The sequence below is a fragment of the Gilliamella sp. B2887 genome (assembly GCF_026537015.1).
In the GTDB taxonomy this organism is placed as follows: Bacteria; Pseudomonadota; Gammaproteobacteria; order Enterobacterales; family Orbaceae; genus Gilliamella.
Genome location: NZ_JAFNMX010000004.1, coordinates 115,006 through 127,594 on the forward strand (window position 1 = coordinate 115,006; position 12,589 = coordinate 127,594).

General features: G+C 31.0%; 13 protein-coding genes. 4 read left to right on the forward strand and 9 right to left on the reverse strand.

What is annotated here, in order from left to right; all coding sequences use genetic code 11:
- Positions 1-4 precede the first annotated feature (4 nt).
- Together modB and modC are read left to right on the forward strand one after the other, a co-directional pair.
- A complete protein-coding gene (modB, locus tag J3U13_RS04970; RefSeq protein ID WP_267340540.1) occupies positions 5-697 on the forward strand; it encodes a molybdate ABC transporter permease subunit in 693 nt (230 codons plus the stop codon).
- Complete coding sequence (gene modC, locus J3U13_RS04975; protein ID WP_267340542.1) at positions 697-1,380, forward strand: molybdenum ABC transporter ATP-binding protein; 684 nt, start codon at positions 697-699, stop codon at positions 1,378-1,380. The genes modB and modC overlap by 1 nt, the downstream gene beginning before the upstream one ends.
- Here the strand turns inward: modC and J3U13_RS04980 are convergent.
- From J3U13_RS04980 to J3U13_RS04995, 4 genes are all read right to left on the reverse strand, one after another.
- Entirely contained in the window at positions 1,359-2,111 is a 753-nt protein-coding gene (locus tag J3U13_RS04980; protein WP_267340544.1) for a UDP-2,3-diacylglucosamine diphosphatase, read from the reverse strand. The genes modC and J3U13_RS04980 overlap by 22 nt on opposite strands.
- Positions 2,104-2,595: a peptidylprolyl isomerase B gene (ppiB, locus tag J3U13_RS04985; protein ID WP_267340546.1), complete on the reverse strand. Its 492-nt coding sequence runs from the start codon at positions 2,593-2,595 to the stop codon at positions 2,104-2,106. The genes J3U13_RS04980 and ppiB overlap by 8 nt, the downstream gene beginning before the upstream one ends.
- A 71-nt stretch (positions 2,596-2,666) precedes the next feature.
- Positions 2,667-3,518, reverse strand: a complete 852-nt coding sequence (gene folD / locus J3U13_RS04990) for a bifunctional methylenetetrahydrofolate dehydrogenase/methenyltetrahydrofolate cyclohydrolase FolD (protein WP_267340548.1) — start codon at positions 3,516-3,518, stop codon at positions 2,667-2,669.
- A 69-nt stretch (positions 3,519-3,587) separates the two neighbouring features.
- The gene (locus tag J3U13_RS04995; protein ID WP_267340550.1) at positions 3,588-4,277 is read right to left on the reverse strand and encodes a DUF2884 family protein; all 690 of its coding nucleotides are present in this window, start codon (positions 4,275-4,277) and stop codon (positions 3,588-3,590) included.
- A gap of 714 nt (positions 4,278-4,991) precedes the next feature.
- Here J3U13_RS04995 and J3U13_RS05000 point away from each other — a divergent pair.
- On the forward strand, positions 4,992-5,258 hold the full coding sequence (locus J3U13_RS05000) for a GrxA family glutaredoxin (RefSeq protein ID WP_267340551.1): 267 nt from the start codon (positions 4,992-4,994) through the stop codon (positions 5,256-5,258).
- Between the two features lie 53 nt (positions 5,259-5,311).
- Here J3U13_RS05000 and tsaB read toward each other — a convergent pair whose 3' ends face one another.
- From tsaB to J3U13_RS05020, 4 genes are all read right to left on the reverse strand, one after another.
- Positions 5,312-5,992, reverse strand: coding sequence for a tRNA (adenosine(37)-N6)-threonylcarbamoyltransferase complex dimerization subunit type 1 TsaB (gene tsaB, locus J3U13_RS05005; RefSeq protein WP_267340552.1), 681 nt, complete (start codon positions 5,990-5,992; stop codon positions 5,312-5,314).
- A 17-nt stretch (positions 5,993-6,009) separates the two neighbouring features.
- Entirely contained in the window at positions 6,010-7,926 is a 1,917-nt protein-coding gene (locus J3U13_RS05010) for an ATP-dependent DNA helicase (RefSeq protein ID WP_267340554.1), read from the reverse strand.
- Between the two features lie 363 nt (positions 7,927-8,289).
- Positions 8,290-9,264, reverse strand: a complete 975-nt coding sequence (locus tag J3U13_RS05015) for a glycosyltransferase family 8 protein (protein ID WP_267340555.1) — start codon at positions 9,262-9,264, stop codon at positions 8,290-8,292.
- An 11-nt stretch (positions 9,265-9,275) separates the two neighbouring features.
- Entirely contained in the window at positions 9,276-10,256 is a 981-nt protein-coding gene (locus J3U13_RS05020) for a glycosyltransferase family 8 protein (protein WP_267340556.1), read from the reverse strand.
- 153 nt (positions 10,257-10,409) lie between these two features.
- Here J3U13_RS05020 and J3U13_RS05025 point away from each other — a divergent pair, with 153 nt between their 5' ends.
- On the forward strand, positions 10,410-11,366 hold the full coding sequence (locus J3U13_RS05025; RefSeq protein WP_267340558.1) for a glycosyltransferase family 8 protein: 957 nt from the start codon (positions 10,410-10,412) through the stop codon (positions 11,364-11,366).
- A 7-nt stretch (positions 11,367-11,373) separates the two neighbouring features.
- On the opposite strand, the gene J3U13_RS05030 is transcribed toward J3U13_RS05025, so the two are convergent.
- Positions 11,374-12,573 carry a glycosyltransferase family 9 protein gene (locus tag J3U13_RS05030; RefSeq protein WP_267340559.1) on the reverse strand — a complete coding sequence of 400 codons (1,200 nt, stop codon included), beginning with the start codon at positions 12,571-12,573 and terminating at the stop codon, positions 11,374-11,376.
- Positions 12,574-12,589: the final 16 nt, after the last annotated feature.

The following is a 12,589-nucleotide window of genomic DNA, read 5'->3' on the forward strand; positions in this document are numbered from 1 at the left end:
TAATATGATATTGACCTTATATGAATGGCAAACATTGCTACTTAGTCTAAAAATAGCTGGAGCAGCAATTTTGTTTAGTTTGCCCATTGGTATTTTGACCGCTTGGATCCTAGCGAGATGTCAATTTTATGGCAAATCCTTACTCGATAGCATTGTACATCTACCTTTAGTGCTACCACCAGTAGTACTTGGTTATTTATTGTTATTGACGATGGGACGCAACGGTGTAATCGGTGGCTGGTTAATTCATTATTTGGGTATTAGCTTTAGTTTTAACTGGCAAGGTGCAGCATTAGCTTCTGCTACGGTGGCCTTTCCACTACTGGTTCGCTCAATTCGTTTAGCGATAGAATCGATTGATACACGTTTGGAAAATGTAGCACGAACATTAGGTGCAAATCGTTTAAGAGTATTTATGACAATCACACTACCTTTGGCATTTCCTGGTATTTTAATGGGCACAGTGCTCGGTTTTGCGCGTTGTCTTGGCGAATTTGGCGCTACTATTACCTTTGTCTCGAATATTCAAGGTGAAACAAGAACCCTACCCCTTGCGATGTATACATTATTACAAATGCCTAATGGAGAAAATGCCACTTTAAGGCTATGCATCATTTCAATTACACTATCATTGGTTGCTCTATTTTTATCAGAAGTTTTAAACCGCTGGCATAAACGGAAATTATTAGGCAATTAATGATGATTAAAATAGATGTTGTTAAACAATTGCCTACTTTTTCCTTTGAATTTGAGCAATCAATTCCTTGTCAAGGTGTTACAGCCATTTTAGGTGTTTCTGGTGCAGGAAAATCAACGCTGATTAACTTAATAAATGGTTTGATTAAACCAGATAAAGGTAAAATTTCACTTAATGATGTAAAATTAGTTGATACCAATCAAAATATTTTTATTCCCCCAGAACAAAGGAATATTGGTACCGTTTTTCAAGATGCTTTACTTTTTCCTCACTTAAGAGTGATAAAGAATCTAACTTACGGTACAAAGAATATTGATCGACAGAGATTTAACGGAATCATTGATGTGCTTAACATTCACCACTTATTAAAACGTTACCCTGCAATGTTATCTGGTGGTGAAAAACAGCGCGTGGCAATTGGTCGAGCATTATTAACCAATCCTGAATTATTATTAATGGATGAGCCACTATCAGCATTAGATATGCCACGAAAAAAAGAGCTATTAATTTATATTGATACATTAGTTAGTGAGTTAAAAGTGCCTATTATTTATGTCACTCATAACATTAATGAAGTTAAGCGTATAGCAAACAATGTGGTTATTTTAGAACAAGGAAAGTTACTGAGTTATGGAGACACTAACAATATATTACAGTGTGATTATTTAAAAGAATGGTTATAAAGTTGTAATGCATCACAATTACTATCTTGTTTAATATAAGACACACCATGATGCCAAGCACCTAAAACTAATCTGCTAACGGGCTGACCATTAACTAAAAATTGATGTATTGCTGGCTTATGTGTATGACCATGTACCATAGTACTGACATTATATTTGATCATCATCTTTTCAACAGTTTGTTGATTAACATCCATAATACTTTCTGACTTAATTCTATTATGTAAACAACTCTTTTGTCGCAATTTGCTAGCAATCTTTAAACGAATAAATAGAGGAAGCATCAAAAAAACTTTTTGTAACCACTTCTTATGCATGATGTTACGAAATTTTTGGTACTGAGGATCATCTGTGCATAGCAAATCACCATGTAAAAAGAGGATTTTACTCTCTCCAGTAGGTAAACAGTTAATATCCGGTAGAATTGTCATATTACATAACTTTGCATATTTTTTACCTAATAAGAAATCACGGTTACCATGAACAAAATAGATTCTTATTTGCCGTTCCGTGAGTGATCGCAACGCAAGGGCAATTTTTTGATGTAATTTTGAATTAACATCATCACCTATCCAGTAATCAAATAAATCACCCAAAATATAGAGTTCACAGCAATCAGGTAAGCTCTCTAAGAAAGATAAAAAGCCTGCGGTTATATCAAAATAACCCTGAACAGGCTCATTATCAGTTAGATGAATATCTGCAATAAAATAACGATTTGGATTATTCAACCGTTACACTCATAATGATTACATCTTCAACAGGCACATCTGAATGCATACCACTACGTCCTGTTTTTACTCCTTTAATTTTATCAACTACGTCCATACCATCAACGACTTGAGCAAAAACACAATAACCATATCCATTAATGTCAGATGAACGATAATTCAAATAATCATTATCAACAACATTAATAAAAAATTGTGCAGTAGCGGAATGAGGATCGGATGTACGAGCCATGGCCAATGTTCCACGATTATTTTTTAAATTATTATCCGCTTCATTTTTGATCGGTGTTTTGGTTTTTTTCTGCTTCATACCAGGCTCAAAACCACCGCCTTGAATCATAAAATTATTAATAACACGATGGAAGATTGTATTGTTGTAGAAACCTTCTTGGCAATATTCAACAAAATTTTTAACTGTTTGTGGCGCTTTTTCTTCAAAAGTCTCAATTTTTATATCACCTAAAGTAGTGTGAAATATAATCATAAACGGTTCCTTATTATTTTCATTTTTTAATTTAAATTTACATATCCAAAATTAAGAGAATGTTTCTCTATTTACTTGCCAAATTTTTCACATGCTTCTAGCGTATTACTCATTAGCATTGCTACAGTCATGGGACCAACGCCACCAGGAACTGGACTTATCCAACCGGCGCGCTCAACTGCGGTTTCAAATTCAACATCCCCTACTAGTTTACCATCAGGTAATCGATTAATACCAACATCAATCACAATTGCACCTGGTTTAATCCATTCACCTTTAACATAATTAGCAATACCAACTCCGGCAACAACAATATCAGCATTACTAACATGTTTAGCTAAATCTACGGTACGACTATGAGTTATAGTTGTAGTGCAACCTAATAATAGAAGCTCTAGGGCCATAGGGCGACCAACAATACTTGAAGCTCCTACAACGGTGGCATTTAATCCAGATAAATTAATGCCTGTTGACTCTAACATTTTAATCACTCCATAAGGAGTACATGGACGTAACAGCGGATCTCGTTGTAATAAATGACCAATATTGTATGGATGAAAACCATCAACATCTTTACTAGGATGTATACGCTCAAGGACTTTAGTTTTATCAATATTATCCGGTAAAGGGAGCTGGACTAAAATACCATGTACATCGGCACGTTGATTAAGTTCATCGATAAGAGTTAATAACTCTTCTGTTGATGAAGTGGGAAAATCATAAGAAAAAGAAGCAAATCCTACATCATCACAGGCTTTTTGCTTATTTCTAACATAAATTTTTGAAGCTGGGTCTGAGCCTACCTGCACGACAGCAAGTCCTGGAACAGATAAACCATTTTCAATTCGTTGTTTTACCTTACTAGCAATATCATCTCTGATTTGCTTGGCTAATAATTTTCCATCAATAATATTGGCTGTCATAAACTTCTGCATCTTCAACTGGGTTGATAATAGAAAAGTATTTTCGCAAAAGTTTTTATTAATGTCTATTCACTTATAGGTTGATTGATTAAGTTGAGTTAATATTAGCTGATATTGGTCATCAATATCAGTGATAACGGAACAAATATGAGCATCGAAAGCTTTTAGTTTAGGTTTCTGATCTTTCCATTCATTTTTCGAGATTTGTTTTATTGCGCCATAATTTTTGAAAAAATCAAAGTTGATGATGCTACCCCCTACTACGTTATAAAAAATACGCTTACCGATCGCTTCACCATCTTTTTTTAAATTATTAAAATCTTGGTAATAAAATTGAGTATTGCCACTTTCAGTCATTATAGATTTGTGAAGTAATTTAACTAATCTCTTATATAATTTACTTAATTCATCATGCAATTCATTATCATTGCCTAATTTATTTTTTATGGCTTTTTCAAATGTTATTTTAACTTCGGTTAAAATACTCAAAGCTTCCTGTTCCAATTTTGGTAATTGCTGTCGTAAATTTGCCTGGAATTTTTGTGTTTGTTTTTCTAATGATGGTTGGAGTATAAGATTTTTTTCATTAAATATAACTTCACCGTTAGGTTTAATCATTAAATCATTTTTTTTATCGAAAATATGCACATTTTCTCTAGTTACTATGATGTTATAACTTGGCTTGACCGGACACTCTTTTTGGGCAGCAAACAATGTAGTGGGAAAAATGATGACCATCAATAATAATTTCTTTAACATATCTATATCCAGCTTTTTTCATTAGAGTAAATTATAACGATTAAATTTTAATTAATATAATAAAAATATCTTTGTGATGTCATTTAACTTTATCTCAAAGTTATTGGAGAGGTTTTTAAACATAAATGGCAATAAAATAGCTAATGAAAAATACAGTTCATTTTCAAAATGGTTCAAATGATTTCTTTAAGGTCTTTTTATCTTTCTTCATTTATAAAGTTGTTTTTTCACTCTATGCTTAGATAGCATTGCAATGTATCTTGCCAAAACTCTATGACAGTGTTAATGAATAAAGTTCCAAACAAATATCTTATATATATTGAAACGTATAGTTAACCTGAAACTTTTTTACAACAATTAAAAAATTTATTTTAGTTTTCTTTCTTTTCCTCTCATTTCATTAATTTTATTTTAACTATTCCAGTTTACAATTGTCTTTCACTTTTATGACTGTATCATTATGGTTTATATGAAAAATCAAGAAAAAGATGTAAAAAACTTTAGGTTTTCTGAATATTAGAATAAATTAACTCAATACTTACTAAGAGAAAATAGATAAATACATTAAAATTATTTTATTTCACAATGATCTTGATGGTTAATTGATAGCATCAATAGATATAATTTATTAAAGAAACTACGTATATTTGCTTTTCTTCTTAAAAAGTAATGTATAGTATATACATTCATAAAATAATTTATCAGAGGTGAAAAATGTATACTGTAATTTTTGGTCGCGAAGGTTGTCCATATTGTGTACGAGCTAAAGAATTAGCCGAAAAACTGTCTAAAGAGCGTGATGACTTTTCTTACCGTTATGTAGATATTAATGTTGAAGGCATTACGAAAGAAGATCTATCTAGAAGTGTTGGCAAACCAGTAGAAACCGTTCCACAAATCTTTATCGATGAAAAGCCGATTGGTGGTTGTACAGATTTTGAAGCTTATGCTAAAGAGCATTTAGGACTTTTCAGAGAATAATCGAAACTCGATTTTCGAGAATAATTTAGCCACCATTAGGTGGCTTTTTCTTTTTAACGACCTGGCAGTTTTTGCCATGTCACTTCATTACGTAAATAAGTTGGATCAGCATTTTCAACACTAACCCACTCATTTTGCTGCCACTTCTTTTCGGCTATGACTATCAAATCCTGAGCATGTGGTAACACAATATCGCTTGAGTGAATATTTTCTAGCATATTTGGATAAGTTTGCCATCCAGTACCAGCACTATAACAATTATTACAAAAATCTTTAACTTTCTCTATAACATGTTCTGGAGTAATGACACACTCAGGAATAGTTGCTTGCCAATGATCATTATCGTATTGATATTGACCTAAATAGACTTCATTCATTCTGGCATCTATCGCAGCAATAACATTCGTTACCTGCTTAGTACGATATACCCCCTGAGCTAAAGTCATCAAAGTTGAAACCCCTATCATAGGTTTATCAATACCAAGTGCTAATCCCTGTGCTATTCCTATACCTATTCTAACCCCAGTAAAACTACCAGGACCAGCACCAAAGGCTACCGCATCTACCTGAGAAAGTGAACAATCTGATTGTTTTAAAAGGTTATCAATCATAGGTAAAATCTGCTTAGTATGATTTCGAGCAGATATTTTAAAATCGTATGTGATTTCATTACAATAGAGTAATGCAACAGAGCAAGCCTCTGTTGTAGTATCAATGGCTAAAATAGTACTCATTTTTTTCCCAAAATAATTTATTTTTGTAATTCACTTTTAGCTAATAAAAAATTTATTACCTTATTTACATCGCGTGTTCTTGGCGAAGGAGGCAAACTATTAATAAATGTTGCACCATAAGATCGCATCACTAATCGATTATCGCAAATTATAATTGCACCTCTGTCGTTATGATGACGTATCAAACGTCCGACACCTTGTTTTAGGGTAATAACGGCTTCAGGTAGTTGTACGTCATTAAATGCATCACCACCTTGCATTTGACAATCTTCCATACGGGCTTTCATTAGAGGATCATCCGGTGACGTAAAAGGTAACTTATCTATAATAACACAAGATAAGGTATCTCCCCTAACATCAATCCCTTCCCAAAAGCTACTGGTTGCAATCAGTAATGCATTGCCTTTTAGGATAAATTGATCCAACAATTTAACTTTACTGGTTTCGCCTTGAACCAACACCGGCAAAGAAGTTAATTCTCGAAATTGTTTGGCTAATGCGTTCATCATTGCATAAGAAGTGCATAAAAAGAAGCAACGTCCTTTATTCGCTTCTATAACTGGTAATAAAATATCGATTAATGTCTTTGCATTACCTTGTTCATTGGGTGAGGGAATATAACGTGGTACACACATAATAGTTTGATTTACATAATCAAATGGGCTTTCAAGTATTAATGATTCTACGTTATCTAAACCTAGACGTTTAGTAAAATAGTCTAATCGATTATCAACAGATAACGTTGCAGAAGTAAATATCCAACTTCCATTACGTTCAGTAATTAATTGAGTAAACTTATCTGCCACCGATAAAGGAGTTAAAGCAAAAATAAAATAGTGATTAGTACTTTCATACCAATAACTAAAACCCGTTACATTTGTCTTTTGTAATCGATTTAAAAGAGTAATATATTGATTTATTCTTTCAAAACAGTTATCCAATGTTGACGATCGCCCAACGGCTAATAACACAACTTCACGACAAAAAGTTAAAGCATCAACCAGATAAGATAACTCATTTTTAACTGTTTCTTGATTGAATAAAAAACGTAAGTTGCCTTTAGGTGATTGTTGGCTAATTAATAGTCGTAAATCTTGCGTACATTTTTGAAGTTTATCAGCGCATTGCTGTAATTGCACCATATCTTTTACTTCTGTGCGATAAGTTAGATTTATTTCATTAGCCAGTTCGAACAGTTGACGGCTAGTTAACTGTTGACCAAAGTACTGACAAGCTAGATCGGGTAGTTGATGCGCTTCATCAAAAATCATAACATCTGCTTTAGGGATAAGCTCCCCAAAACCAGTATCTTTTACCACTACATCAGCCAAAAATAGATGATGATTTACCACCACTACATCCGCATTTAAGGCACGTTTACGAGCTTTGACAACATAACAATCATTGTAATGTTCGCAATCACTGCCTAAACAATTGTCGTTGGTACTGGTTAACATTGACCAAATCGGGTTTTCTTCGGTAACAGTAGTACATTTACTTATATCACCATCTTCAGTCTTTATTGACCAATTTTTAACTCGAACAAGATCGACGCGTAAGTCTTTATCAAGATCGCCTGCACCTGCATATTGATGATACAACCGTTCTAGACAAAGGTAATTTGCTCGCCCCTTAAGAAGTGATATTTTACCTGTGTAATTAAGTGCTTTTTTTATAATGGGTAGATCTTTACTGAAAAGTTGTTCTTGTAAATTTTTTGATCCTGTTGAAAGAATTGTTTTTTTCTCACTACGCAAAGCGGGTACTAAATAAGCAAATGTTTTGCCTGTTCCAGTTCCAGCTTCAACAACAAGCGAATGGTTATTTTTTATCGATTCAGAAACTTTGATTGCCATATTGCGCTGAGGCTCTCGTGCTACAAATCCATCAATAGCTTTAGCCAGCAAACCGCTTTCTGAAAAATCATCAATCACTTAAAATACACCTAATATAAAGATAAGTTCAATACACAAAAAAATAGATTAAAGGAATAATACAATGTTATGAAAATATCATGATTTCATATCAAAAGGGATGAGTTTATTGTAATGGAATTGAACGATTAAAAACTTAATTTACGAATATACTATAACAGTAATCAAGTAAAAAAGATATACGCGATTATTTACAAATACCAAATATGACATTTATGATATAAGTTATATCATAATATCATCAATTAATCATCAAGTTAATCAACAAACGATCATTAAATAGCTAAATTCACTCTTCTGACTTTAAATACGATTCTTTAAACTCAATAAGTTTAACGGTAAAGCAAAAAACTTTTTAATCAATTATTGAATGAATTTGGTTTTTAAATAAATACAATAATGCTTTATTCCTAACAAATAGTTTTTTTGTTTAAACATCAATCGAGAATAAGCGCGTATTGACGAAGTTTTTTTTCGGTTATACAAAGGCAATGGAGATTGCCTCCAAGGAGATCTATCCAAATAAAAATCAAATAATTTCGAACGGTAAGGCTGATGCCAAGGTTTATTTTTGGTAATATAATGAATTAAAATGGTATTTTCTGAAACATTGGAGTCCTCATTACCATTTATCGAGAGGGCTAAAAGAGTATTATATTGTTTTTCTAAGATGATTCTTTTTCGACCAATAACAATATTTAATACATCCTGATCAGGATATTGATATGTCTCACCATTATTCAATAAGGTTAATGTTTTGGTTGTGATATTTTCCTGACACCATTGCGGTATATTTATCAACATCACTCCAGAATTAAAATATGTTCCCTTAACGATATCATATTTGCTACATTGAGATTCTTGCATGTATTTTACATCGGCCACAGCGGCAACAATTGCATCATCTAAATCGATTTCATTTATAAAATTAAGACTGTTAATACATAAGGTATCACTATCAATATAAAGTAGTTTTTCTGTAATATCTTTTAAGATCTCTGGCGCAATTAATCGCATGCAAGCCGCAATAGGAAACTGTTTAGTATTTTTTTGATCAACATTAAACTGATCATTAATGATATATTCAGTTATTGAACTATTATCAGATTTGATTTTAGCGATATTTTCCCTATTAATTTTTGATAAGTTATGGGTAAACAGATGAAAATGAAGCTGATGTTTTTTATTATTTTCAATTACAGAAATTATATCCACACCAGCCGACAAAGCATAATTATCATCAAAACATAATAGAATATGCAATACATTTTGTTTACATGCAAAACTACATGATAATAATTCGTTTTTTTTAGTAATAAAGTTATCAACTTCAATCACAAAGTTCTTCCTTAACGTTTTTTAGTGGTTTTATGTTTTAAGTAAAGCAAATAATATTTAACCGCGGCTAAATACTTATGTTGACTAGCAAGTAATTTTGCATATCTTCTTGTTGTTGATGGGGCATTTTCATTGGCGAGTAACAATTTATCGTTCGCCCAAGGTGATGAAGCTATATAGGATTGATAAAGTGATGTAATGTAGAGTTGATACCAAGGTTTATTACCTGTTACATAATGAATAATAACCGTATTGGCTTCAATCAGATTATCTTCGTTACCTCCAACAGTAAGTGAGGTAATATTGTTAAAATGTTTGGGTAAAAATACTGTTTTACCTTGCATTAAGATGTTGAGAACATCTTGATCAGCAAATTTATAAACTTTACCACTATTTATCATGTCAAAAGCTTTTTTGGTTAGGTTATTTTCAACCCACATATCCGTATTAATATACATCATACCTGCATTAAAATAATCTCCATAAGGAATATCGCAAGCTGTACATTGTTTTTCTTGTGTTTTGCCAATATCAGCTACAACAGCTGAAAACTTATTTGTTAAATCAATGGAAACAAGTTCATCGAGGTTATTAATACATAGTACATCACAATCAAGATATAAAACACGAGAAGTCACTTTATTCAAGATCTGTGGAACAACAAATCTAAGACACGTCGAGGCAGAAACATGTAAAACTAGTGTATCAGGATTTATTGAAAATTCATTGCTAATTTCATAACAAAGTATTGAAGTATTTTCTTTATTTAATTGATTAAATCGCAAGATTTTTTCATTTGATACATTATTGGCAAACAAATGAAAAACCAGATTTTTATTTGGATTATTTAATATCACTGAGGACATTGTGATACCTGCGGGCATTGCATAATTATCATCAAAACAAAGTGCAACGTGTAAGGTATCTAAAGAGGTCAGAGAATTATTAAATAATGTTGTAGTCTTACTGATAAAGAGATTTTCTGCTAACATGTTAAAGTCATACCGAGAATTTAGAATTTGATTTATTGTAGCATAACCAATTATTATGAAAAAATTAACTATCAATTTTATATTTGTATAACTATTTTGTAATACATAAATAGCTATGCTATATTTGAAATATTGTATTAATGAGTATTTGAAATGAATAATAGTTTTATTAATATTGTATATTGTACTGATTCAAACTATCTTGAACATGTTGGGGTATCTATAACCTCAATCCTACTTAATAATAAGCGCCATAATATTCATTTTCATGTTTTTTTGTATGATGTTTCAGAAGAAGAGAAAAACAAATTACAGGAAATCAGCAGTTCGATTACTCTTTATTCAGTTTCTATTGATGAGTTAAATAAATACTTCGATGTACAAAACGATAAAATAAAACATATCAATCGTTCAATGTATATTCGTTTATCCGTACCAAGATTATTGCCTAAATATGTTGATAAATTTATTTATTTAGACGCAGATATTTTATGCTTTGGTGATATTTCTTCAATTTTGAATGTTAATATTGATTCCGTGGTATGTGCTGTAACAGCCGACTCTTTAGATGCTGATAATATGTTACAAAATAAAAAACGTTTAAATCTAGCATCTGAGAAATATTTTAATTCCGGTTTTTTATACATAAATATCCAGAATTGGAAAAAATTTGATACCGAAAATAAAGCGAATCAAATATTACTATCACCTCAAAATTATCACTTATTATATCCTGATCAGGATGCGTTAAACATTGTTTTACAAAATCAAGTTTCTTATATTGATGTGAAATGGAATTATTTATTTACTTGGATAAATAATCAAGAAAAAGAAACTTTTTTTGATAATAAGAAAAGATTACCTTGTTTTATTCACTTTACTGGTGCAAGAAAGATTTGGTATCAAGAGCATAAAGGTCTAGCGCAAAATCTTTACTGCTTTTATAGGCATTTTACACCTTGGAGTAACTGTAGGTTAAAAAGTTATAAATCGAAAATGCGAGTCAATGATTATCGGATTTATGCAAAATCTCATCTTAAAGATAAAAATTTGATGAGTAGCTTAAAGTATTATTTGCTTTATTTTCTCTACAAATTGAAAGGTAAATAGTTTTTTTCTAGATACATTTTTTTATCGATTCTACTAATTTTTCTGTTTCAATTGATTTAATGCTATTAGCAATAAAAACGATCTGCTTACCATTTACATCATTTGGAGCCCATAAATCCTTATTAATTTGCGCATCAAGGTTAGGCTTGTTTTTCTTTATATATTTTCCATCAAGGAATAAATCTTGTATTCGATATTTATAATTACTGAATTGTCTGCTATAGATAGCTTTCAAATTATTTGTATTTGGAGCTAAAGGTTCCATATATATAGAAATACACTTTGTTGAAAATGCAGAAGCTATATGAACAACTGACGTATCAACACTAATCACTAATTCTGCAGTTTTAATTAAAGGAATCACATCCATAATTGTTGTAGAATTGAATTTAATTGTATTGGGCAATAACAATTTTTCAAAGTTGTTACCCTTTCCGATAAGCACTATCTTATAATCAAGATAATTACTTTTAAATAAATCACATATTCCTTGCAGTTGAGAATTTGATAAACAACGATATTCGGAACCACCATAAGGATTAATGACAATTAATTTGCTGGAACCAACATAACGATTTACAAAATCACTAATGTATTGACTTTTAGAAGGATTGATATAAATTTCATAATCAAATAAATGGTATTTAATATTAAGACTGTCTAAATAATATTTTAATTGATTTGTTACATGATCATTGATTTTATAATAAGGTAACGAGATATTGAACGATTTGATATTACTTTTATTATAACCCAATAATATATCTGTTTTAATTAAACAGCAAAAAAATAAGTGCTTTAAGTCTAATCTTCGGTGAAACCTTGCATCTATCGCTAAATCAAATTTTTGTTTTCTTATCATTCTAATTGATTTTATCAAATCAATTAGCTTTTTATCATAATATAAAAAACAACCAGCAATATTGGGATTTCCATCAAGAATATCTAAGCTACTTTTTCTAGAAGAAACATAAACTTCATATCCAGCGTTGGACAAATAACGAATAAATGGTGTAGTAACAATCATATCACCAATACCATCATTTCTTATAACAAGAACTCTTTTTATTGTATTGTCATTGATTATTTTTTTTCGTTTTTTCAAAAACAAGACAATAACTGAAATAAATTTTATATAAATCAGATATTTGATTTTTTTAGTCACCAGATTACGTTTCCAATTCAAATTTTGTATTTTTCTTTTCATTTTTATGAAATAAATT